This window comes from Corallibacter vietnamensis (assembly GCF_039537875.1).
Classification (GTDB): Bacteria; Bacteroidota; Bacteroidia; order Flavobacteriales; family Flavobacteriaceae; genus Corallibacter; species Corallibacter vietnamensis.
On sequence record NZ_BAABBI010000003.1, the window covers coordinates 112,873 to 137,695 of the forward strand.

24 protein-coding genes are annotated in these 24,823 nt (G+C 31.7%); 13 read left to right on the forward strand and 11 right to left on the reverse strand.

Features of this window, described 5'->3' with window-relative positions:
• Window positions 1–44: 44 nt before the first annotated feature.
• Window positions 45–356 carry a DUF6660 family protein gene (locus ABD690_RS10980; protein ID WP_344730509.1) on the reverse strand — a complete coding sequence of 104 codons (312 nt, stop codon included), beginning with the start codon at window positions 354–356 and terminating at the stop codon, window positions 45–47.
• 142 nt (window positions 357–498) lie between these two features.
• Here ABD690_RS10980 and ABD690_RS10985 point away from each other — a divergent pair, with 142 nt between their 5' ends.
• Window positions 499–1,332, forward strand: coding sequence for an OmpA/MotB family protein (locus ABD690_RS10985; RefSeq protein ID WP_344730511.1), 834 nt, complete (start codon window positions 499–501; stop codon window positions 1,330–1,332).
• 74 nt (window positions 1,333–1,406) lie between these two features.
• On the forward strand, window positions 1,407–2,222 hold the full coding sequence (locus tag ABD690_RS10990) for a DUF1853 family protein (protein ID WP_344730513.1): 816 nt from the start codon (window positions 1,407–1,409) through the stop codon (window positions 2,220–2,222).
• 14 nt (window positions 2,223–2,236) lie between these two features.
• Here ABD690_RS10990 and ABD690_RS10995 read toward each other — a convergent pair whose 3' ends face one another.
• On the reverse strand, window positions 2,237–3,793 hold the full coding sequence (locus ABD690_RS10995; RefSeq protein WP_344730515.1) for a DEAD/DEAH box helicase: 1,557 nt from the start codon (window positions 3,791–3,793) through the stop codon (window positions 2,237–2,239).
• Window positions 3,794–4,042: 249 nt separating this feature from the next.
• Between ABD690_RS10995 and ABD690_RS11000 the strand changes: the two genes are divergently transcribed.
• Window positions 4,043–6,358: a type IA DNA topoisomerase gene (locus ABD690_RS11000; RefSeq protein WP_344730517.1), complete on the forward strand. Its 2,316-nt coding sequence runs from the start codon at window positions 4,043–4,045 to the stop codon at window positions 6,356–6,358.
• On the forward strand, window positions 6,345–6,908 hold the full coding sequence (locus ABD690_RS11005; RefSeq protein WP_344730520.1) for a pseudouridine synthase: 564 nt from the start codon (window positions 6,345–6,347) through the stop codon (window positions 6,906–6,908). The genes ABD690_RS11000 and ABD690_RS11005 overlap by 14 nt, the downstream gene beginning before the upstream one ends.
• Before the next feature lie 8 nt (window positions 6,909–6,916).
• Here ABD690_RS11005 and ABD690_RS11010 read toward each other — a convergent pair whose 3' ends face one another.
• Window positions 6,917–7,579 (reverse strand): hypothetical protein, encoded by a 663-nt coding sequence (locus ABD690_RS11010; protein WP_344730522.1) that lies wholly within the window; start codon window positions 7,577–7,579, stop codon window positions 6,917–6,919.
• Window positions 7,580–7,930: 351 nt separating this feature from the next.
• Here ABD690_RS11010 and ABD690_RS11015 point away from each other — a divergent pair, with 351 nt between their 5' ends.
• Window positions 7,931–8,062, forward strand: a complete 132-nt coding sequence (locus ABD690_RS11015) for a hypothetical protein (protein WP_344730524.1) — start codon at window positions 7,931–7,933, stop codon at window positions 8,060–8,062.
• A gap of 49 nt (window positions 8,063–8,111) precedes the next feature.
• On the opposite strand, the gene ABD690_RS11020 is transcribed toward ABD690_RS11015, so the two are convergent.
• Window positions 8,112–8,558, reverse strand: coding sequence for a 3D domain-containing protein (locus ABD690_RS11020; protein ID WP_344730526.1), 447 nt, complete (start codon window positions 8,556–8,558; stop codon window positions 8,112–8,114).
• 28 nt (window positions 8,559–8,586) lie between these two features.
• Entirely contained in the window at window positions 8,587–10,563 is a 1,977-nt protein-coding gene (locus tag ABD690_RS11025; RefSeq protein ID WP_344730712.1) for an alpha-ketoacid dehydrogenase subunit alpha/beta, read from the reverse strand.
• Window positions 10,564–10,720: 157 nt separating this feature from the next.
• Between ABD690_RS11025 and ABD690_RS11030 the strand changes: the two genes are divergently transcribed.
• Genes ABD690_RS11030 through ABD690_RS11050 form a run of 5 tightly spaced genes read left to right on the forward strand, consistent with a single transcriptional unit; the run spans window position 10,721 to window position 14,681 of the window.
• Entirely contained in the window at window positions 10,721–11,671 is a 951-nt protein-coding gene (locus ABD690_RS11030) for an isopenicillin N synthase family dioxygenase (protein WP_344730528.1), read from the forward strand.
• Window positions 11,672–11,685: 14 nt separating this feature from the next.
• Window positions 11,686–12,021 carry a translation initiation factor gene (locus tag ABD690_RS11035; RefSeq protein WP_344730530.1) on the forward strand — a complete coding sequence of 112 codons (336 nt, stop codon included), beginning with the start codon at window positions 11,686–11,688 and terminating at the stop codon, window positions 12,019–12,021.
• Window positions 12,021–12,962 carry a DUF1835 domain-containing protein gene (locus ABD690_RS11040; RefSeq protein WP_344730532.1) on the forward strand — a complete coding sequence of 314 codons (942 nt, stop codon included), beginning with the start codon at window positions 12,021–12,023 and terminating at the stop codon, window positions 12,960–12,962. Before ABD690_RS11035 ends, ABD690_RS11040 begins: the two co-directional genes overlap by 1 nt.
• Window positions 12,952–13,824, forward strand: coding sequence for a nucleoside phosphorylase (locus ABD690_RS11045; protein ID WP_344730534.1), 873 nt, complete (start codon window positions 12,952–12,954; stop codon window positions 13,822–13,824). The genes ABD690_RS11040 and ABD690_RS11045 overlap by 11 nt, the downstream gene beginning before the upstream one ends.
• A gap of 2 nt (window positions 13,825–13,826) precedes the next feature.
• Complete coding sequence (locus ABD690_RS11050; protein ID WP_344730536.1) at window positions 13,827–14,681, forward strand: substrate-binding domain-containing protein; 855 nt, start codon at window positions 13,827–13,829, stop codon at window positions 14,679–14,681.
• Between the two features lie 252 nt (window positions 14,682–14,933).
• Here the strand turns inward: ABD690_RS11050 and ABD690_RS11055 are convergent, their stop codons facing one another.
• Complete coding sequence (locus tag ABD690_RS11055) at window positions 14,934–15,599, reverse strand: uracil-DNA glycosylase (RefSeq protein WP_344730538.1); 666 nt, start codon at window positions 15,597–15,599, stop codon at window positions 14,934–14,936.
• 63 nt (window positions 15,600–15,662) lie between these two features.
• Between ABD690_RS11055 and ABD690_RS11060 the strand changes: the two genes are divergently transcribed.
• On the forward strand, window positions 15,663–17,156 hold the full coding sequence (locus ABD690_RS11060) for a YfcC family protein (protein WP_344730540.1): 1,494 nt from the start codon (window positions 15,663–15,665) through the stop codon (window positions 17,154–17,156).
• Between the two features lie 307 nt (window positions 17,157–17,463).
• Here ABD690_RS11060 and ABD690_RS11065 read toward each other — a convergent pair whose 3' ends face one another.
• Entirely contained in the window at window positions 17,464–18,423 is a 960-nt protein-coding gene (locus tag ABD690_RS11065; protein WP_344730542.1) for an alpha/beta fold hydrolase, read from the reverse strand.
• A 156-nt stretch (window positions 18,424–18,579) separates the two neighbouring features.
• Between ABD690_RS11065 and ABD690_RS11070 the strand changes: the two genes are divergently transcribed.
• Window positions 18,580–20,751, forward strand: a complete 2,172-nt coding sequence (locus ABD690_RS11070) for an endonuclease MutS2 (protein ID WP_344730544.1) — start codon at window positions 18,580–18,582, stop codon at window positions 20,749–20,751.
• Window positions 20,752–20,806: 55 nt separating this feature from the next.
• Here ABD690_RS11070 and ABD690_RS11075 read toward each other — a convergent pair whose 3' ends face one another.
• The 4 genes from ABD690_RS11075 to ABD690_RS11090 form a co-directional block, all read right to left on the reverse strand.
• The gene (locus tag ABD690_RS11075) at window positions 20,807–21,859 is read right to left on the reverse strand and encodes an NAD(P)-dependent alcohol dehydrogenase (RefSeq protein WP_344730546.1); all 1,053 of its coding nucleotides are present in this window, start codon (window positions 21,857–21,859) and stop codon (window positions 20,807–20,809) included.
• 3 nt (window positions 21,860–21,862) lie between these two features.
• A complete protein-coding gene (locus ABD690_RS11080; protein WP_344730548.1) occupies window positions 21,863–22,282 on the reverse strand; it encodes an OsmC family protein in 420 nt (139 codons plus the stop codon).
• Between the two features lie 29 nt (window positions 22,283–22,311).
• Window positions 22,312–23,409 (reverse strand): alkene reductase, encoded by a 1,098-nt coding sequence (locus ABD690_RS11085; RefSeq protein WP_344730550.1) that lies wholly within the window; start codon window positions 23,407–23,409, stop codon window positions 22,312–22,314.
• 78 nt (window positions 23,410–23,487) lie between these two features.
• Complete coding sequence (locus ABD690_RS11090) at window positions 23,488–24,063, reverse strand: Crp/Fnr family transcriptional regulator (protein WP_344730552.1); 576 nt, start codon at window positions 24,061–24,063, stop codon at window positions 23,488–23,490.
• 95 nt (window positions 24,064–24,158) lie between these two features.
• On the opposite strand from ABD690_RS11090, the gene ABD690_RS11095 reads away from it, so the two are divergent.
• Complete coding sequence (locus ABD690_RS11095; protein ID WP_344730554.1) at window positions 24,159–24,578, forward strand: thiol-disulfide oxidoreductase DCC family protein; 420 nt, start codon at window positions 24,159–24,161, stop codon at window positions 24,576–24,578.
• The last annotated feature ends 245 nt before the right edge of the window (window positions 24,579–24,823 follow it).

Genomic DNA, 24,823 nt, shown 5'->3' on the forward strand with positions numbered 1-24,823 from the left:
GGGATATGTTGCGATATACATAGCGTATATCGCGAAAACGTAAATTAAACCCGTGGTGGCTGTAAAATAGAAACTTTAAAGTCTTTTTCAACACCTTTATGATGTAGTAATAGGTGTCTTGGAATATTGTTTGTTATTAAAACGTAACTCGTTTTAGCAGTATTTGTTACGTGTATATGGCAGCAGTGACATTGACAAAAAGGAGAACACATATCTGAAACATCATTGTGTTCATGGTCTAAATCTGCATGTTGAGATATTTCTGTTTTTATATCATCAACAAGCACACTGTCTTCGCATGGTGCAAAGTTAAGTGCTAGTATATAAGTAGATAATATAAAGGCTAATATTCTCATTAGTACAAATATAACGCTTTTTAGGTTTCGTATCTACATATGTTAGGCTGTAGATGTTAAAATTATATTAATGTTACTATTACAAAATCCATAACCTTGTTAGAGACCGTACATATAACAAACCCAAAACTTAACAACAATTATGAAAAAAACAGTAATTGCCTTACTAACCGTAGTATCAATCACATCATGTGTTTCTAAAAAGAAATATGTTGCTTTACAGCAAGAAAATGGTGAAATAAAAAGTGAACTTACCAAAACACGTGTTGCCAAAGAAGATTTAGAGGCAAAATTTGATGAAATTCAATCACGAATAGATACCTACAATTCTAAAATAAACTCGCTTACAGAAGAGAATAATGCTAAAATAGTAACTGTTGGAGATGATATTGTAATCTCTAATGATGTTAGAGAATCAATGAATGCTACATTAAAGCATGTAGATCCTAATGAGTTACAAATGGCTAAAAGCTTAAAAGATTCGATGAATTTAGCTGTTGCTCATAACTTATGTAAATCTATCAATACAACAGATTTAAATGAAGATGAAGATATCGCGATAAATATTGACGAAACAGTAGTAATGATTTCTATCTCTGACAAAATGTTATTTAACACAGCTAGTTACCGTGTAAGCAACAAGGCTAATGATATTTTACAGAAGTTAGCTGATGTTATAAACTCTGAACCTAGTATAGAAGTTATGGTAGAAGGCCATACTGATTCTAGAAGTATTCACAATACAAAAGTATCAGACAACTGGGACTTAAGCGTACTTCGTGCTACATCTGTAGTTAGAAAACTACAAGATGATTATAACGTAGCTCCAGAAAAATTGATTGCATCTGGTAGAAGTTTTTATCAACCTATCGCTGAAAATGATACTAAAGAAAATAGAGCAAAAAACAGAAGAACAAGAATTGTAATTCTCCCTAATATTAATAAGTTTTTTGCCTTAATGGCATCAAATGAGTAAGCTGTATCAAAATAATAATACTTTAAAAAGACTGCTTTTGGGCAGTCTTTTTTTTATGTGTTACTTTGCTATTTATGACGCAAAAAAGTTCTAAAATACAGCAACAATATCAAGGCTATTTACAAACACCATTACTTTGGAATGAAAACCCTTTATTTGAGTTGCATCAATTAATACTACCAGAAATACCTACAACAATATTTTGTAGAAGCTTACCTGAAAATTTACGATTGGGTAAACGTGTTGAACATTTTGTTTTTAATGAATTATCACAATATAATTCTATAAAGTTACTTGCTGAAAACATACAAATACAAGATGATTATAGAACTATAGGAGAATTAGATTTATTTGCTTTAAATCATGAAAATCCAATACATGTAGAGATTGTATATAAATTTTACATTTATGACGATACTGTAGGAAATTCTTATTTAGAACACTGGATTGGCCCGAATAGAAAAGATAGTTTGGTTGAGAAATTAACCAAATTACGCGATAAACAGTTACCGTTATTATACAGAAAAGAAACTCAAACGGCATTAAATAATTTACAATTACATGTAAATAATACAAAACAGTACGTGTATTTTAAAGCACAACTTTTTTTGCCTTTAGGGACACAAGAAGTAACAGAAACGCTTATAAATAAAGATTGTATTGTTGGTTATTATATAAAAACCAAACAGTTAGAACAATTTCATCATTGTAAATTTTACATTCTAAATAAAGCAGATTGGTTAATAAAACCACATACAAATGTAAACTGGATGTCTTATTCAGCGTGTTTTACCTTGTTGCATGCAGCACAAAATAATCAACTATCAGAATGTTGCTGGATAAAACACCCTAATGGTGTTATTGACAAATGTTTTGTTGTTTGGTGGTAATTTTAATTTTAAACCTATTCAGCAGGTCTGCCATGAATTACTTCAAAAACTTCATCAAAATTATTACGCAAATACGCACGTAATTTTTTACGATAGTCTTCTTTTAGCCACTCAACAAAATTAAAAGTACTTTTACTGATGCACTTTGTATAGCGTTGAATACGATAATCTATATCATCGCCTAATTTTTTAGAAAGATCTAGTGCATCATAAACATCTTCACTGTTTTCTATACATATTTTTGCATGATGCTCTATAGAACGCTCTAAAACTACTTTTGAAGACTCACCACTTCTTACGGCATCAATGTAAGTTTTCTTTACATCAAAGTAGACATTTTCAGAATTTGAAAATTCCTCTCGTAAATCAGCGGGCATTTCATATTTAAAAGTCTCTTCTATTTCATCATCTGATAAAATACCATCTAAATAAAAATTAGGAGATCTAAAAATACGATGCCAATCTAAAACAGCTCCCCAAGGACCAAAACGGTGAAAGTTATTTCCTAAATCAATTACAGTAAAAGAGTCTTTGTCTTTAAGAATACGCGAACCACGTCCTATCATTTGGTAGTAAAGCGTTAGAGATTTTGTAGCTCTGTTTAGTATGATAGACTCAACAGTTGGCTCATCAAATCCTGTGGTTAAAATACTTACAGATGTTAAAATAGCATCTGGTGTTTCTTTAAACCATTTTAAGATGGCTTTACGTTCTTTTTTAGTGTTTGTATTATCAAGATGCGCAACAGGATATCCCGCAGCCCTAAAAGTATCATACACATGTAAAGATGTATTAATACCATTATTGAAAATTAATGTCTTTTTTCCTTTAGAGCGCTCTTCATAAGCTTGAACCAACTTTGAAAGCATGTCGTTATTGGTATATAAATCTTCAGAAGATTTTACCGTATAATCACCATTTGCTCCAACAACTAATGACGTTAATCCTACATTGTATGAATAAATTTCAGCTTTTGCTAAAAACTTATTGCTGATTAGCGATTCTATACTCTCACCTACTATAAGCTCATCATAATTGTCCTTCATAGGCAATTTGATATTTGAACTCAATGGTGTTGCAGTTACACCAAGTATAAAAGCGTTTTCAAAGAACTTAAAAAGCTTTGTGAATGAGTTGTAATGCGCCTCATCTATAATTACTAAACCAATATCAGAAATATCCAGTTTATCTTCATTAAGACGATTGTTTAGAGTCTCAACCATAGCAACAAAACAGCTATATTGCGCTTGATCATCAAGGTTTGCTTTACTATTAACAACCTTGTTTTCAACACCAAACTCGGTAAGCATACTAGAGGTTTGACGACATAATTCTATACGATGCGTCATTACCAATACCTTTTTTTTATGAAGTTTTAAGTATTGGCGTACAATTTCAGAGAAAATAACGGTTTTACCACCTCCTGTTGGTAATTGATATAATAAATGATAATCTTCAGGAGCCTCCTCAAAACTTTTAAAAATTTTATTAATAGCCCCCTTTTGATAGCTATATAACTCCTTACCTACTTTCCTGTCTTCTAATTCTAATAATGAAATTGTACTACTCATAATTTTTTTGCGATGTGCAAAAATAAGATGTTTCTTGAGTTTTTAAAGACTATTTTTAAATAAATTGAATTGTTTTTTTTTAACAATGGTCGTTTAAAACTTAATTTTGAAACTTTAACAACATCTATTATTTTATAGTGCTATTTCAAACGATATCATTAAAGCATATGTCGTTAATAACTCCTTGTAAATACATCGTCTTGTTTTTTGTAAAAATGTTATTTTGCAAGCCAAAATCAAATTAAATAAGTGAAAGTCTGTATAGCCGAAAAACCAAGTGTAGCAAGAGAAATTGCTCAAGTCTTAGGCGCCAAAACCAAGCGTGATGGCTACTTTGAAGGTAATGGTTATGCGGTAACTTACACGTTTGGTCATTTATGCTCACTAAAAGAACCTAACGATTATAAACCCTATTGGAAAAGTTGGGATTTAAACAACTTACCCATGTTACCTGATAAGTTTGAAACTAAAGTATCAAACGATTCTGGCATTAAAAAACAATTCAAAATAGTAAAATCCTTATTTGATAAAGCCGATGTTGTTATAAACTGCGGTGATGCCGGTCAGGAAGGAGAATTAATACAACGTTGGGTTTTAGACCAAGCCAATTATAAAGGTGAAGTTAAACGATTATGGATATCGTCTCTTACCACAGAAGCCATAAAGGAAGGTTTTGAAAAATTAGAAGCTAGCACAAAATACGATAACTTATACTATGCTGGGTTTTCTAGAGCAATTGGCGATTGGCTTTTAGGAATGAATGCTACCCGATTATACACCGTAAAATATGGTGGTTACAAACAAGTTTTATCTATTGGTCGTGTGCAAACACCAACGCTAGCCATGGTTGTTAACCGTTGGAAAGAAATAGAAAACTTTAAACCACAACCCTATTGGGAATTACAAACGCTTTATCGTGACACCTTATTTAGTTACGAAGAAGGACGTTTTCTAAAAATGGAAGATGGCGAAAAATTAGCCAATATCGTTAAAGAACACGATTTTGAAATTGTAAGCATTACCAAAAAGAAAGGAAATGAATTTGCACCAAAACTGTTTGATTTAACAGGTTTACAAGTCTATTGCAATACAAAATTTGGCTATTCGGCAGAAGAAACCTTAAAAATAGTTCAAAAGTTATATGAAATGAAAGTAGTAACCTATCCGCGTGTAGATACTACATTTCTTCCAAACGATATTTATCCTAAAGTACCTGGAATATTAAAAAACTTGACTAATTACAGTCAATTAATTCAGCCACTTTTAGGTCAAAAAATTAAAAAATCTAAAAAGGTTTTTGACGATGCTAAAGTAACTGATCACCATGCGATAATTCCAACAGGTGTACAAACCAATTTGCAGTACAATCAACAACAGGTTTACGATATTATTACCAAACGTTTTATAGCGGTGTTTTATCCAGAATGTAAAGTCTCAAACACAACTGTAATTGGTAAAGCAGAAACTGTAAACTTTAAAACAACTGGTAAAGAAATACTTGAAAAAGGTTGGCGTGTTGTTTTTGAAACTAAAGATAAGCCAACTAAAGAAACTGGTATTCTGCCTACGTTTGAGAAAGGCGAAAAAGGTCCGCATGAGCCTTCATTTTTAGAAAAAGAAACCAAGCCACCAAAACAATTTACGGAAGCATCTTTATTGCGTGCAATGGAAACCGCTGGTAAACAAGTAGATGATGACGAGTTACGTGATTTAATGAAAGAAAATGGTATTGGACGACCTTCAACTAGAGCCAATATTATTGAAACGCTGTTTAGACGTAAATACATAAAACGTAATAAAAAACAAGTATTACCAACAGTTACCGGTATTCAATTAATAGATTTAATTCAAAATGAATTATTAAAATCTGCAGAATTGACAGGACTTTGGGAAAAACAACTAAAAGACATAGAAAAAGGTGAATATAGCGCTGTAGCATTTATCAATAACATGAAAAAAATGGTAGACCATTTGGTGTACGAAGTTAGAACAGAAAAGGTTCAAGCTAAATTAAGTTACACCAATAATAAACCAGCCAACGCCAGCAAATCACCATCTAAAAAAACTTCAAAAAAAGGTATTGTAGGTAAAACATGTCCAAAATGCAAAAAAGGACAATTATTAAAAGGAAAATCGGCTTACGGTTGCACATTATATGGAAAAGATTGTGATTTTGTTTTACCTTTTGAATATGCTTCAAAAAAAATATCAGAAAATCAATACAAACGCTTATTAGATAAAGGATCTACTGTAAACCTAAAAGGATTTAAGGTTAATGAGGCTTCTGTTGAAGGTTTGCTTCGTTTTGATGATAACTTTAAACTAAAGTTGGAACCTAAAAAAACAATTTCAGCAAAACAAAAATTGGATACTTCTGATGAGAATAGCTGTCCTAAATGCAAAAAAGGTACCATAATAAAAGGAAAAACCGCTTACGGTTGTAGTGCCTATAAAGATGGTTGCGATTTCAGGTTTAGCTACGACGATATAAGAAAAAAAGCTAACGGGCAAGAACTAACTAAGGCATTGGTTTTAAAAATACTTCAAGGCTATGCCTCATCATAAGCATTATAAAATATATAAGCCTTATAGGTATTTAAGTCAGTTTGTAAACAACCAAAACAAGCGAAAAAACAAGAAGTTACTAGGTGAATTATATGATTTTCCAGATGGCATTATGGCTATAGGAAGACTAGATGAACCTTCTGAAGGATTACTTTTACTTACTACTGATGGCAAAATAAGTGATTACATTAGGAGCTCAAAAGTAGAAAAAGAGTATTATGTTATGGTTGATGGATTAATTACTAATGACGCTATAACCAAGTTAGGACTTGGCGTAGAAATTAGTGTTAACGGTAAACCATACAAAACAAAACCTTGTCCTGTTGAAAAATTAGAAAACCACCCTAATGTCCCAGAGCGTTTTGTTAGAGACGAACGTCATGGGCCAACATCATGGATTAAAATTGTTTTGAGAGAAGGTAAATTTAGGCAGGTTAGAAAAATGACGGCTGCTGCAGGATTTCCCACCTTACGCCTTGTTCGTGTTAGAATTGGAGATTTTATATTAGGCTCAATGAAGCCAGGTGACGTTATTGAGATAGCATTTTAGAATGCTATTTATTCTTTAACAACAATTAAAGTAGCCTTTACTCCTGTTAATAGATTCCATCGTCCAGAAGCGATTACTTTTCCTTCTTCATCTAAAATCTGTAACTCTGCTGTATTCGGACTTGATTCGCCCTCGTTTAAAGCTAAAAAATCAATTTTATTAAAACCTGGAACTAAATCTAATTTAAAACCGCTAAAACCTGGTTTTAATAACTCACTTGGTCTTACAACATCATCATTAACAAATACGCGAACACGATCACCATCAAAAGCACCAAAGTCACGATAAACCACATTTACTTTTGAAGCCTTTGTTTTATAATCACCAAGATATTGATCTACTTCACTGCCATAAAGTTTGTAACCACCTTCTTCTTCAACACCTTCTAAATGCTTGGTTACTTTCTTTTCATACAATTCTCCTGGGTTACCAAAGTCTTCACCAAACATAGAAAACCCTTCACTTTCAGTATTAAGAGGTTTACTTTTAGGGATTGAAAGTCCATTGAAGTCGTCTTTTTTAGGTGTGTTTGGCTTTATTGAAAACGAATTATTAGTATTTACATCTTCACTTTGTATTGCTGGGATTGAAGTTGATTCTTGTCCATTATCAATTTGAGCACTTACTGATATGGCACTTAAAATGGTAAATATTAATAATAATTGTTTCATAGAATGAATTATGTTCTTATGAGGTTTGACAAAAATCGTACCTAAAAATTTAATCACCAATTTTTTATTAAAATTTTAATGGACTCACCTACTTTAAAAGATTATTGTGTTTCTTTTGAAATGTTAAAATATGTTAAATATGTATTATGTTATGCATAGTACTGTAACAAATATAAAAATTGGTCGTCTATTAGGTATAACATCAATCATTAAAAATCAAAATTATGAGAACTTTAAACAACAATCAATTATCAAGTACTTTACAAACAACTAAAAGTCACACTTGGAACAGCAAACGTCGTTATCGTTAATTATTAAAAAAAAAAATCAATCAATCAAAAAACACACATCATGAAAGCCGTTATTAAATTATCTAGAGATTCATTTGGAAAACTAAAACAAGTCAAGTTTAATAAACTATTGACGCCTAATAGCGATTCTCAAGAAGTGTTATGGACAGGAATAAAACGATACGCACATTAGAATTTATTTGAATTAGTCATTCATAAAAGCCAACATATGTTGGCTTTTTTTATTCATTAATAATTTTTAAAGTATCAACTGGAACCTGGTATTGAATAAACACTTTTTTGCGCCCCCAATTTTTTGCTGCTTTTACATCTAGTCCCATATAAATATCTATGCGTTTTTTCCAGCGCCAATGCATTTTATCTTTCACTAGATAGATATCATCAAAACCTTCAATACAAACACTTGTGTTATGATGAAGCCCAAGCGCTAATAAATCTCTAGAAACAGCAATGTATTTCATTCCAGGAATCAAACTATCACCAAAAGCTGTAATATGCGGATTTGTATTGGTTTGATTTGTTAAAGAATTATATGCCGTAGCTGTAACTTCAAGTGTTTTCCACTCATGAGTTTTTTTAATATCAACATCATCATGAGTGGTTACTTTTTTACAAGCATTAAGCATAATTAGGATAATAGCTAAAAAACAAATTTGTTGCTTCTTCATAGTAACTGAAAAATACAACAAATTTCTTTTAATAGTTCAATAGTTCTTGTAAAGCTGATTCAAACTTGCTTTTAGCTAAATATTGCTCTTCTAATTGGTTTATAAACGGAATAGGTGTCTCCATACTAGCAACACGCTTTACAGGTGCATCAAGATATTCAAAACAATGTTCCATGATTAAAGCTGAAATATCTGATGCTATTCCACCAAACATAGAGTCTTCTTGTAATATTATAGCCCTACCTGTCTTTTTTACAGAGTTGTAAATAGCATTTGTATCAAGTGGTTGTAAGGATCTTAAATCAATAAGATCTGCTTGAATATTCGGGTTGTTTTCTAATGTTTCCAAAGCCCAATGTACTCCTGCTCCATAAGTGATAATAGTGACATCAGCACCTTCTTTTAGAAGCGCTGCCTCACCTAACGGAATACTATAGTAGTTTGTTGGCACTTCTTGACGAATGCTTCTGTATAATGCTTTATGCTCAAAAAATAATACCGGATTAGGGTCATTAATTGCTGTAACAAGTAAACCTTTTGCGTCTTTAGGAAATGCAGGATAAACAACTTTTAATCCTGGTGTTTTTGTAAACCAAGCTTCATTAGTTTGAGAATGAAATGGTCCAGCAGCAACACCAGCACCACAAGGCATTCTTACAACAACATCTGCGTTTTGACTCCAGCGATAATGAGATTTTGCTAAATAATTCACTATCGGATTAAATCCAGAGCTAACAAAATCTGCAAATTGCATTTCTACAACACTTTTTATTCCAGCAATAGACAAACCCATTCCGGCTTCAACAATCGCTGACTCACAAATAGGTGTATTACGCACACGATCTTTACCAAACTTCTCAACAAATCCTTCGGTGATTTTAAAAACGCCTCCATATTCGGCAATATCTTGTCCCATGATAACTAAATCATCATGCTGTTCCATAGATTGTTTTAAACCTTCAGAAATAGCATCTATAAAACGAAGTTCTTGTGTGTTTTTTAATTCATCAAAATTCTGATAATCAAAATCTTTATAAACATCACTTAATTCGTTTGTTTCAATAGGATTTATTTTCTCTTCAGCATTTGCTGCATCAAGAGCAGCATCTATTTCTGCCTTTATTTCCGCATGAAAAGCCTCATCTTGCTCGTCTGTTAAAAGGCTTTCAGATTTTAAATAGCTTCTGTAGTTTTCAATAGGATCTTTGGCTGCCCATTCATCCATTAATTCTTGAGGAACATATTTTGTACCACTAGCCTCTTCATGACCACGCATTCTAAACGTTTTAAACTCTAATAAAACAGGACGTGGATTCTTTCTGATACTTTCTGCTAGCGCATTAACCTTACTAAAAACCTCTATAATATTATTTCCATCTATGATATGAGATTCCATACCATACCCTAATCCTCGGTCTGCTATATCTTTACAATAGTATTGCTCGTTCGTAGGTGTTGATAAGCCATACCCATTATTCTCTACACAAAACATAACGGGTAATTGCCACACAGAAGCAACATTAAGTGCTTCGTGAAAATCACCTTCACTAGTTCCGCCTTCTCCAGTAAAAACAGCAGTAACCTGGTTTTTATTTTTTAGCTTACTAGCTAAAGCAATACCATCAGCTACGCCTAATTGCGGACCAAGATGAGAGATCATACCTACAATATTGTATTCTTGTGTACCAAAATGAAATGATCTATCTCTTCCTTTTGTAAAACCACTTGCTTTTCCTTGCCATTGGCAAAACAATCTAAAAAGGGGAATTTCTCTAGTAGTAAACACACCTAAATTACGATGCATTGGTAAAATATATTCGCTTGATTGAAGTGCCATTGTAACACCAACAGAAATAGCCTCTTGGCCAATTCCTGAAAACCATTTAGAAATTTTTCCCTGACGTAATAAAATGAGCATCTTCTCCTCTATTAGTCTTGGTTTTAGCATGTTTTTATATAGTTGACGCAGTGTGGTTTCGTCAAGGTCTTTTGTTTTATAGTTCATAAGGTTTGTTATAGCTACAGTTGTGCTCATAAATATAGTTTGTCAAATATATTAAAATGTCTTTTAGAATTGGGAGAAGTTATACGTTAAAATTGTAATTAAAACTTTATAATGTTTTCGTACATTTGTAAGACATACAATTTAAATCACATACAAAATGACAAGTATTCCAAGCGTTAATTTAAACGATTTCACATCGGGAGATCCAGTAAGAAAACAGAAGTTTGTAGATGAAATAGGTAAAGCCTATGAAGAAATTGGATTTGTTGCTTTAAAAGGACATTTTCTAGACGATACACTAGTTGATAATTTATATACAGAAGTAAAAAACTTTTTTTCTTTACCTGTTGAAACAAAACAGAAATATGAAATTCCAGGAATTGGAGGACAACGCGGTTATATTTCCTTTGGTAAAGAAAGCGCTAAAGGAAAAAAAGAAGGCGATTTAAAAGAGTTTTGGCATTTTGGTCAATATGTAGATGATAATCCAAAATTAGAAGCTGAATATCCTGCAAATGTTGAAGTTGAAGAACTTCCAAAATTTAATGAAACAGGTAAAGAAGCATATAAAATGCTTGAAAAAACAGCTAAATATGTTTTAAGAGCACTCGCATTACATTTAGGATTAGAGGAAACATATTTTGACAACTACATTCATAACGGAAACTCAATTTTAAGACCTATTCATTATCCACCTATTCAAGAAGAGCCAAAAGAAGCTGTTCGTGCTGCTGCTCATGGTGATATTAATTTAATCACACTATTAATGGGAGCTCAAGGTCGTGGTCTTCAAGTTCAAAATCATAAAGGAGAATGGATTGATGCTATTGCAGAGCCAGATGAATTAATGATAAATGTTGGTGATATGCTATCAAGACATACAAACAATAAATTAAAATCTACAATTCACCGAGTTATAAATCCACCACGTGAGCTTTGGGGAACATCTAGATATTCTATTCCATTTTTTATGCATCCAGTAAGTGATATGAAATTAGATGTATTAGAAAGCTGTATAGATGCCGAAAACCCAAAAAAGTATGATGATATAACTGCTGGAGAGTTTTTACACGAACGTCTTGTTGAATTAGGATTAATTAAAAAGTAAGGACGCTTACAATTATGGATTTACAAGATCAGTTAAAAAATTTATTTCCAGATCATAAACCAGAAGAACCATCATTAGATTCTGAATCAAATTTAGAAGAAGACCTATGGCTGCAAGATGATCCTATTATTTGTAAATACGAAAAGCGAAAAGGAAAGCCAATTACTATTTTAGAAGGTTATACAGGTGCTACCGAGGACTTTAAAAAGTTAGCCAAAGATCTAAAAAAAAGTTTAAGCGTTGGCGGTAGTTTTAAAGATGATAAAATCATTATTCAAGGAGATTATAGAGATAAAATTATGGCAATCCTTAAAGAAAAAGGATTTCAAGTAAAACGTGTAGGCGGATAATGAGTTTACAAACTTTACACATTACAAACGGAAACTGTCTAACAGATTATTTAAATGAAATTACTATTGTAGGAGATATTTTAACATGGCAAGAAATGCTTTGTGAAGGTCCTACAATTTCTAATATAGATTCTGAAGAATTTATTTTAAAACGAAAAGCTTTTTTAAGCACGTTTTATGATATAGAAATGAACGTTCAAGAGTTTAAAGAAGAAATTAACATTCTTAATAATATCAATCATTATAAAGAAGTTGTTCTTTGGTTTGAATATGATTTGTTTTGCCATATAAATATGATTGCTGTCATAAGCTTACTAAAGCAAAAAAAATGTCAACTTCCTATTTATTTAGTTTGTAGTGGTAGAATTGAAGGCGAAAAAAACTTAAAAGGTTTAGGAGAACTTACTACAGAGCAGCTACTCTATCATTATAAAAATAAAGTGTTACTTAATAATGATGATATTGAATTAGCAATAACTCTTTGGGATACGTATTGTGGTAAAGACCATAATTTATTGAAACCATATATTACAAAAAAATCCTCTTTTCAATATTTAAGTAACTGCCTAAAAGCCCATATTACTAGGTTTCCAAATTTAGACAATGGCTTAAGTATTTTAGAAGAAAACATTTTATTAATAGTAAAAGACAACCCCATAAGGTCTAAACATCACTTATTAGGCTATACCTTAAATTATCAAGGATATTACGGGTTTGGAGACACACAAATAAATAGACTTATTGATAAGCTATCTATTTTCTTTTCAGAAGCTGACGAACAATTAAGTTTAAATAGAAAAGGCCACGAAGCCCTTTATAAAAAACATAATTTTGCTGCTGAAATTGGCAACAACCTACTTTTTGGAGGTGTAAATAGATTAGATTTTCAATACAGTAAAAAAGAAAATAAACTTATAAAAACACAGATAAATGCCAATTAAAGATTCAGAACTAATTTTAAATCCTGATGGAAGTATTTATCATCTTAATTTAAGACCAGAACATTTAGCAGACACAGTCATTACTGTTGGTGATCCAGATAGAGTTTCTAGTGTTACACAACACTTTGATAGTATAGAATTTCAAACCCAAAAACGTGAATTTCATACACAAACAGGACTTTATAAAGGAAAACGAATTACAGTAATATCAACTGGTATAGGCACTGATAATATTGATATCGTTTTTAACGAACTAGATGCATTGGCTAATATAAATTTTGAAACTCGCGAAGTAAAAGACACTTTAAAAAGTCTAAATATTATTCGAATAGGGACTTCTGGTTCTATTCAGGAAAATATTCCTGTTGATGCTTTTTTGATTAGTGAATATGCTGCTGGTTTTGATAGCTTACTGCATTTTTACGACAGCGAGCATGTGCAACACAATGAAATAGCTAACGCTTTGATAGAGCAAACTAACTGGTTTGCTTCAAAATCTAAACCTTACATTGTAACATGTAATGAATATCTTTTAAAACAATTTAGCTCAAGCAAAACTGTTACTGGTTTTACAGCTACAAATGTTGGTTTTTATGGACCTCAAGGTCGTATTTTAAGATTAGCTATACAAGATGACGCTATGAATGATAAGCTTGCTAATTTTAATTATAATGGCATGTCTATAACTAATTTAGAAATGGAAACCGCTGGAATATATGGATTGTCACGCTTGTTAGGACACAAAGCATTATCTATGAATGCCATAATAGCTAATAGAGCAACAGGGGAATTTAGTAACGATCCCAAAGCCACTGTAAACAATTTAATTACTTACACGCTTAACAAATTGATAGAAGAATAACTATGAAGACAATAAAAATAGGCGGAGTTCCTGAACATTTTAATCTAGCTTGGTATCTAACGCTTAAAAATGGCGAATATAAAAAAGAAGGTATAAACCTTCGCTGGAAAGACTACTTTGGTGGTACAGGAGATATGTGTAAAGCGTTACGCAATAAAGATATTGATTTAGCCGTAATACTTACCGAAGGCATTGTGAAAGATATCGTAGGAGGAAATCCTAGTAGTATCATTCAAACATTTGTTCAAACACCTTTAATTTGGGGAATTCATGTAGCAAATACATCTCACTATCAAACTATTGAAAGCTTACAGGGAAGTAATGCAGCAATAAGCCGCTACGGATCAGGCTCTCATCTTATGGCTTACATTAATGCACAAAATAACGGCTGGAATTTAGATGCTGATTTAAACTTTAAAGTCGTAAAAAATATTGATGGCGCTGTTGAAGCATTAACCAATAATGAAGCTGATTATTTTATGTGGGAGAAATTCATGACAAAGCCTATCGTTGATAATGGGGTTTTTAGACGTATAGGTAATTGCCCAACTCCTTGGCCATGTTTTGTAATAGCTGTTAGAGATGAGTTTTTAGAAGAAAACAAAGAGGCTGTTAAAACAATTTTGAATATTATTAATAGTACCACATCTAGGTTTAAAGAAATACCTAATATAGATGTAGATATCGCAAAGCGTTATAATTTAAAAATTGATGATGTTAAAGAATGGCTTTCATTAACAGAATGGTCTCAAGAAGTCATTGACGAAAAAACTATAAATAATGTTCAAGAACAATTATTTGCGCTTAATATAATATCAGAAAAAATCGCCTATAACGATTTAGTTGTCAAGCTGTAAGTTTTTGTGTTAAATTCAACATTTCACACCTAAGAAGGATGTTTCTTATAAAAAATTCAATTTTAAGACATAAAAACGTTATATTTGATAAAGTAGTAATAATTTAAAATTTATTATTTATGCTATTAACTATCACTATCACTTTAGCAACTCTTGTTGTATTAAATTTTTTTCTTCTTGTATTTAGCTGTAATAAAACGAAAAAATCAACCAAAAAAGTTGATGATCAATATTTAAAAATTGTACATAAGCCTACCAAACAATCGGTTTCTTCCCAGCTTGCTGCAACAGGAAGTTAGTTTTACTAAAATGCTTATTTCCAAACCAAAAACCTCTATTAGCACTTAATGGTGATGGATGCCCTGAATTTAATACATAATGTTTTTCAGTATCAATTAGCTTAATCTTCTTTTTTGCAAATCCACCCCAAAGTAAAAAAACTACATCCTTTTTTTCATTACTAATTATTTTTATCACTTCATCGGTAAATTGTTCCCAACCTTTACGCTGATGACTCCCCGCTTCATGTGCGCGAACAGTCAAAGTTGCATTAAGCAGTAATACTCCTTGATTAGCCCATCTTGTTAAATTACCACTTTTAGGATAAGGAATCTTTAAATCTTGATCAATCTCTTTAAAAATATTCACAAGAGATGGCGGATGAGCTATCCCATCATTAACAGAAAAACAGAGTCCGTGAGCTTGACCAACACCATGATAAGGATCTTGCCCAATAATTACTACTTTTGTATCCTGAAAGGAACAATGTGTAAATGCATTAAATATTTCATCACATGGAGGAAAACATTCATGGTGTTTATATTCAGATTTCACAAAAGAAACCAAATCTTCAAAATAAGGTTTATTAAATTCTTTTTGTAAATAGGGTTTCCAGCTTTCATCAATAGCAGCGTACATACGAATCATGTTAATTATTATAGCGAAAATAGTAGTATCTTTATTCTTATTAAAATATAGCACTTGAAAAAAATTAAATTCCCAACAGCACAAACAATTCTACTTATCATAGCAGCTTTTGTTGCACTCCTAACATGGGTTGTTCCTGCAGGCAAATACGACTCATTGGTTTACAATAATGATAGTAATAATTTTACGCGTACAAAACAAGACGGCACAGTAACCTTGCCCGCAACTCAAAAAACATTAGATGATCTATCTATAACCATTCCTCTTGAAAAATTTACAAATGGTGATATTTGGAAACCAATTTCTATTCCTAACACGTATAAAAACGTAAACGCTCAACCTCAAAATATTATTGATTTTTTTAAATCACCTATAAAAGGAGTTATTGAAGCCGCTGACATTATTTTTCTTGTTTTGATTATAGGCGGACTCATAGGCATTATGAATATAACAGGAGCTTTTGATGCTGGCATAACGTGGTTAGCGAAAACCCTAGAAGGCTATGAATATATATTGATTATTCTAGTAACAACTTTAGTAGCGTTAGGTGGTACAACTTTTGGTCTTGCCGAAGAAACCATAGCTTTCTACCCTATTTTAATTCCTATGTTTTTAGCAGCTAAATATGATGCAATGGTACCTCTAGCAGCCATTTATATTGGTTCTTCAATAGGTACTATGTGCTCAACAGTTAACCCTTTTAGCACAATAATTGCCTCTGACGCAGCTGGTATTACATGGACAACAGGATTAACCGGTCGTATAGTTATGCTTGCTCTAGGCATTACTATTTGTATTATTTATATTTTGAGATATGCAAGTCGAGTAAAAAAAGATCCTACAAAGTCCATTATTTATGATCAAAAGGAACAAATTGAAGCTATGTTTGCTACATCTGTTTCTGCAAAAACTTTAAAACTAACAACGAGATTACGAATTATACTTATAATCTTTTCTTTATGTTTTATTGTTATGATTTATGGTGTATCACAGCTAGAATGGTGGTTTCTTGAAATGACAACTGTTTTTCTTGTTGGAGCTATATTGATAGGGTTTATAGGAAAAATAAAAGAAACAGAATTTGTAGAAACTTTTGTAAAAGGCGCAAGTGATTTACTTGGTGTTGCATTAATCATTGGTATAGCGAGAGGCGTGTCAGTACTTATGAATGATGGATTAATTAGCGACACGATGTTATACTATGCTAGCACAATTACTGACGGAATGAATAAAGGTGTTTTTGCTAATGCGTTGTTATTTATTTATGGTGGACTTTCTTTCTTTATACCAAGCTCTTCTGGTATGGCGGTACTTACAATGCCTATTATGTCACCTCTAGCAGATACTGTAGGCATTGGCAGAGAAATCATTGTAAATTGTTATCAATACGGAATGGGTTTATTTGCTTTCATAAACCCTACTGGATTAATTTTAGCATCATTAGCTGTAGTAAAAGTAGGTTATGATAAATGGTTAAAGTTTGTTGTTCCTTTAGTTATTATTTTAATTTTATTTACCGTTTTCATGACAACACTATCAGTGTTTTAGTTACAAACAAATCAATATGGCAATAATCTTACCTTATTGTTACCAAATATTAAATATTTGTATATCAATATGTTGAAAATGTAAAAAATCATGTTTATACTTTCTTTTTTAAAATTAAGCTATATCTTTGCTTCATAATAATTTAAAAAATCGTCCCAATGATTTTAACTATTACACTTATACTTATCAGCTTAATTGTTATTAATTTCCTTTTACTATTTTTTAGTTCTAACTCAATAAACAAAAAAAATAGAACTAACGTACCTCCTATTATCATCAGACAAAAAGAGGTTACAACTAACTTTAATTAATTATTCTTGTTTAAGAATTCAATTATAATTTGATTAACAATTTCAGCTTGATCTATAGAAAGAAAATGTCCAGCTTGTGAGATAACTTCTCCTTCAGCATCTTTTATAGACTCTTTTGCTATATCTATACTTTTAGGGGTGTTTATCATATCATCATCACCAACTAAAACTAACACAGGCATATCTAATGCAGATAACTCTTTTTTAGAATAAGGCATCATACTTGCTACAAACTTGTTATTTACATCTACTTGATTACCAAGATAATATTGCTTTAAATAGGCTTCATCTATATTATCAACGTTTTTAGACATCGTATTTAAAACTTGACGCATACGTTTTTCATCTGAAGATAAAGCATAAACAATATTTTTAATTAAATCTTGACTAGGAGGAATCCACATAAAAGTTTGCGCAGGACTTAACAATGCCATTTTCTTGACTTTAATTTTTTTCTTTAAGGCAATATTGGTTGCAATCCAACCTCCACGAGAAGCTCCTATTAAGTAAACTTCTTTAAGTTTCAGTTTCTCAAAAATTTCATGATACCAATTAATTAAATCATCAACAGACTCTGGTTCTTTGGTCATTTTAGATTTTCCAGGTTCTATGAGTAGATCAATTGCATAAATTCTATAATCTTCTGAAATTGCATTTACATTAGGATACCAACTAGTAGAGCTAGCATCCATACCATGTAATAATACAGCAGGTTCGCCTCGGCTAGGTCCACTGACTATTACATGAGCTGTTCCATAAGTTGTAGGAACATAAATTTCATAAACATCTGTATCCCATAAGCTTAACGCGTCATCATAAGCCTTAAAATAAGCTGCTTCTTTTGGTGATGGGCTTTTGATATATTCAGGTTCTGCATAATATGCTTCTGGAATATTGTTGCAATTACAAAGTAATAACAACATAGATAGTATAATCACATATCTAAAAATTGTCATGTAGTAGGGTAAATTTATATAGCTCAAAACTACTATTTTAAAATATAATTATTTGTGAAGAATTTCATAAATATATGCGGATTAAAAGTTAATACGTAAATTTGACTTTTATTAAGAAAAGCTCAAGAAACGTCCTGCTTTTTAGGACACTCTTTTATGATACACATTCACGAAAAAACACTTCAAGATATAGAATTCTCTACAGTTTTAGAACAAGTAGGAGAACATTGTATTACTTCTTTAGGTCATGAACAAACCTTGAAAATCACTCCCTTTAAAAAAAAGGAAGATGTCGTTAACTCATTAGCTTTTACCAATGAATATTTAGCGTCATTTTATAATGACAACCGCATTCCCAACCATGGATTTGATACCATTTCTAAAGAATTAAAACTTTTAAAAATTGAGAATACATATCTCGAAGTTCATAGTTTAAAAAAAATCGCTTCATTATCAATCACATCAAATGACATTATAATATTTCTTAAAAAATTTAAGGAGTATTATCCAAGTCTGTTTGATTATGCTTCTGAAATTGAAGTTACTAAAGAAATCATAGAAGCCATAAACGCTATTATAGATCGCTTTGGAGATATAAAAGACAATGCATCTACCTTACTTTATGAATTACGACAACAAATAAATAAACTTAAAGGTAGAATAAATCAAAGTTTTGCTAGCGCTTTAAACACCTATTCTAGTTTAGATTATCTAGATGACATTAGAGAGTCTGTAGTAGATAACAAACGTGTGCTTGCTGTAAAAGCCATGTACAGGCGAAAAGTAAAAGGCGCTATTATGGGCGGCAGTAAAACAGGTAGCATTGTTTATATAGAGCCAGAAACAACCCTACAACATACCAGAGAACTTAATAATTTAGAATACGAAGAGAAAGAAGAAGTTATAAGAATCTTAAAAACACTTACAGATTTTATAAGACCCTTTTTGCCTTTATTAGAGCAATATCAAGACTTCTTAACACAAATGGACGTCATTGCGGCTAAAGCTAAATACGCACAATCACTAAATGCTATTTTACCAGAAATTACTGAAGAGCGCTTTATGTTTTTACGCGATGCTTACCATCCTTTACTCTATTTAAATAACCAAAAAACCAAAACCAAAACATTTCCTCAAACCATAGAGCTAGAGCAAGATAATCGTATTATTGTTATCTCAGGTCCAAATGCAGGAGGTAAAAGTATTACACTCAAAACGGTTGGTTTACTTCAAGTCATGTTACAATCAGGTTTGCTTGTTCCTGTTCATGAACGCAGTAAAATGTATTTATTTGACAGAATAATTTCTGATATAGGTGACAACCAATCTATTGAAAATCACTTGAGCACATATAGCTATCGTCTTAAACAGATGAATTATTTCTTAAAAAAGTGTAATAAAAACACACTATTTTTAATTGATGAGTTTGGTACTGGTAGTGATCCTGAATTAGGTGGCGCATTGGCCGAAACATTTTTAGAAGAGTTTTATCATCGTGAGGCTTTTGGAATTATAACTACCCACTACTCTAACCTTAAAATATTAGCCAACGAATTACCGCATATGATTAATGCTAATATGATGTTTGATGAAAAAACATTAGAACCATTATTCAAACTTGCACTAGGACAAGCAGGAAGCTCATTTACTTTTGAAGTTGCACAAAAAAATGGTATTCCATACAGTTTAATAAATAGAGCAAAAAAGAAGATAGAACGAAGCAAAGTACGTTTTGATAGAACTATTGCTAAACTTCAAAAAGAACGTTCAAAACTTGAAAAAACGGAACAGTCTCTTAAAGTTAACGAACGAAAAAAACAAACAGAAGCAGATAAGTTAGAAGAAATAAACGCTAAAATTCAAAAAAAACTAGAAGACTATCAAGAGCTTTATGATAGCAATCAGCGTTTAATTTACATTGGCCAAAAGGTAAATGATCTTTCTGAAAAATACTTTAACAATAAGCGCAAACGCGAACTAATGGACGAGTTATTTAAACTTGTTCAAATAGAAAACTCTAAACGAAAAAAACTAACAGCTAAACAGAAAAAAGTAGTCAAAGCCAAGGAAAGCAAAGTAAAACAAGAGGCCGAGAAAAAAGTCGCTGTTATAAGAAAAGAGAAAAAAGCAGCCAAAGCTGAAGCTGCAAAACAACCAACAAAACCTAAACCTATATTAAAAGTAGGTGACCGCGTTAGACTAGAAGATGGTCGTGCCGTTGGTAGCATTGATAAAATTGAAAAAAACAAAGCCGTAGTAAACTATGGCATATTTACTACAAATGTTGATTTAAATCAGCTAGAACTAGTTGAGGCTATAAAAAAGTAAAGTCAGTTTACTTTGTATAAACTGACTTTAAAACAATTATTGTAGGGATAAAAAATTAATTCTTTAAAGATGCCATATCAATTACAAAGCGATATTTCACATCAGAACTTGTAACACGCTCATACGCTTTATTAATATCTTGCATATTAATAAGTTCTATATCTGAAACAATGTTGTGTTCTCCGCAGAAATCTAACATTTCTTGAGTTTCTTTTATACCTCCTATTAAAGAACCAGCTACACGTTTACGTCCCATAACTAATCCTCCACCATGAAATGGTTTCATAGGTTCTATAGCACCAACAAGTACCATAGTAGCATCTATTTTTAGCAGAGCTAAATAAGGATCCATTTCATGACCAACAGGTATTGTATTTAATATGAAGTCAAAAGAACCTTTATGCTTTTGCATATCTGAAGCATCTTTTGAAATCAGTATTTCATCTGCCCCAAGTGCTTTTGCATCTTTTCCTTTTTCTGGAGATGTTGTTATCATGACTACATGAGCTCCAAGAGCGTGAGCAAATTTTACTCCCATATGCCCTAATCCTCCAAGACCTATAACACCAACTTTATCACCTTTTTTTACATTCCAATGACGTAATGGTGACCACGTTGTAATACCCGCACATAATAATGGTGCTGCGGCAGCTGCGTCAATATTTTCAGGAACTCGTAATACGAATTGTTTGTCAACTACAACGGTTGTTGAATAACCACCGTAAGTTTGTTGATTTTCTATATGTTTATCTGGACTATTATAAGTAAATGTAGCTCCATTTTCACAAAACTGTTCTAAATCTGCTTGACAAGAGGCACATGTATGACAAGAATCTACCATACATCCTACACCTACTAAATCTCCTACTTTAAAATTGGTAACATTGTCCCCTATTTCAGTCACACGACCAATAATTTCATGACCAGGCACTACAGGATATGTTGATCCTTTCCAATCATTTCTTGCTGTATGTATATCACTGTGACATACACCGCAGTATGTTATATCTATTTTTACATCTTCTAGACCAACATTACGACGTGTAATATCAAGTGGTTTTAAGTCGTCTGTTGGAGATGTTGTTCCGTATGCTTTTACTGTTGTCATATTTTAATTGTTTAAGCTAATTTTTAATTGAATATTGGTGTTTAAAAGTTTAGAAATTGGACAAACTTCTTTCGCTTTGCGAGCTATTTGTTGAAATTTTTCACAATCAATGTTTGGCACATCGCCTTCTAAATCTAATACAATTTGGGTAATACTTCCATCTTCAAATGTTACATCTGCATTAACATTTAGAGAATTTGCAGTAAATCCATCTTCATTAAGAAGAAAACTCAACTGCATTGCAAAACAGCCTGCATATGCTGCTCCAATAAGTTCTTCTGGGTTTGTTCCTTGTTTATCCTCAAATCTCGTATGAAATGAATAAGGTGTCTCTTTTAGTACATTACTTGCTGTACTTAAATGTCCTGTGCCTTCTTTTCCACTTCCTTTCCATTTAGCTTGAGCTTTTCTTGTAAATTTCATAATTAAGAGTTTTTAGTTTATTAAGCGTGTTATTTTGTTGCTTTTGGATAATCTGTATAGCCTTTTTCTCCTGTTGTATAAAACGTATCACTATCCCATTCTGATAAATCTAAATTGTTTTCAAAACGTTCAACCAAATCAGGGTTTGAGATAAATGGTTTACCATAAGCAACTAAATCTGCTTCTCCATTTTCAATCACTTTATTTCCTGTCTCTTGAGTAAAGTTAGCATTTATCATAAGCGTTCCGTTGTACAATGGTCTAAAATGCTTTGCTATTTCTGTTACTGCAAAAGGAATTTCTGAAACGTCATTAAACGGTTCTGATAAGTGAACATAAGCTATATTATAGTCATTCAATTTTTTTATGATATACTCAAATGTTGGTATGGTTTCTTCATCCATAGTCATTCCAAAAATATTATGTAATGAAGGATTAAACCTTACACCTATTTTTGCTTCTGGAATAACTTGTTTTACGGCATCTAACACTTCAAAGAAAAATCGCGCTCTATTTTCTATGCTGCCACCGTATTTATCTGTACGAACATTTGATGTTGCATTAAAAAATTGATGAAACAAATATCCGTTTGATGAGTGTATTTCAATACCATCAAATCCTGCCTCTAAAGCATTTTTTGAAGCTTGCACAAAATCTGCTATAGTTTTATCTATATCGGTTTGCGTCATAGCTTTTGGTGTTACCGTATCTTTAAAACCATTAGGTGTATACGACTGTGAATTAGGATTTAATGCTGAAGGAGCTAACGGTAATTCTCCATTATGAAAATCAGGATGAGACATACGACCAACGTGCCATAACTGTATAAATATTTTTCCATTTTTATGGTGTACACGCTGAGTTACTTTTTTCCATCCTTCAATTTGCTCTTGAGAATAAATACCAGGCGTATTTACATAACCTACGGCTTCTGTAGATACTTGTGAGCCTTCAGAAATTATTAAACCTGCTGTTGCGCGTTGTTCATAATACAAGCCATGCAAATCATCTGTTGGTATGTTGCCGTCATTGTTGGCTCTGCTTCGAGTCATTGGAGCCATGACTACTCTATTGTTTAAATTTAAATTTTGGGTATTATATGTTGTTAATAAAGGTTGTTTTTTCATTGTTAGTATCTTTTATAGTAATTCAAATATAACAACGCTTATAACCAATAAAAATGACCTATGTCAATTAAGAAATAATTAACCTTTCAATTTTCTTCTAATTCTACTTAAACTTTCAGCCGAAACACCAAGGTAATTAGCTATATGATAATTGGGCACTCTATCTTCTATATTTGGGTAGGCACTACAAAATTCTAAATATCTGGTTTTTGTATCATTTTGTAAGGCTGACAAAATACGTTTGCGCTGCGCTATGAAGGCATTGGTTGTTAAGAGTCTAAAATACCTTTCGTATATGGGAGCTTCTTGAAATAGTGTATTTAAATCATCATAAGTAATAGAAAACAATTTTGAAGACTCTATGGTTTCTATAAATAAGTTTGATGGTTTATGATTAAAAAAGGCGTCAAAATCACCAACCCACCAATTTTCTATTGCAAACTGAACAGCATGCTTATGCCCTTTACTATCTAAATAATACGCTATTAAACATCCTTTTATTACAAAATACTCATGCATTACATGTGTGCCTGGCTGTAATAAATATGTGTGTTTAGATACGCATACCTCATTTAATTTGTCTGTCAGCGCTTGTATATGAGCGTTTGAGGCTTCAACGTAATTTTTTACGTGAGATATAATAGATTCATACATATAAATACAAAGGTGCTAAAATAATAGATGACTTCAAATAAGAATATACGTTTCATTCAAGTTAAAATCTCGCAACAATCTTGTATTTTTGTACTATGTTAGAAAAGTTTCCAAAAAACAAACAATTGGTATTGTTTGATGGTGTTTGCAACCTTTGCAACACTTCTATTCAATACATCATAAAGCGTGACAGTAAAAACTTATTTATGTTTACTGCGTTACAAAGTGATTTTGGAAAACGCATTATTTCTAATTTTAACATTGACACTACTAAAATAGATTCTATTATTTTATACCATCCTGAAAAAGGAATAAGCTATAAATCTACTGCGGCTTTAAAGATTGCTGCAAAGCTTGGTTTTCCATTAAACTTAATGGCTGTTTTTCTATTAGTCCCTACATTTATTCGTAATTGGGTTTACGATTTTATTGCTAAAAACAGATACAAATGGTATGGAAAGAAAGAAGCTTGTATGATTCCTTCTCCTGAATTAAAAAATAAATTTATAGATTAAAATAAAAAAGGTCTTAAACATATTAAGACCTTTTTTAACTAATAACTAACCTGAAAATTAACAAAATCTAATTTAATAACTAAACAAAAATTAGTAGCACATTTATTTTGTTAGTCAAATCTATGAAAGTTTTTTTTTTTTGATTTATAAACTCGATAAGTTGCTGAATTATTTGTTTAAAAAAGTTTTAGAGCAAAAATCTTCTATAAAACGTATGACTTTTTGATTAGCAAGCATTTATTGTT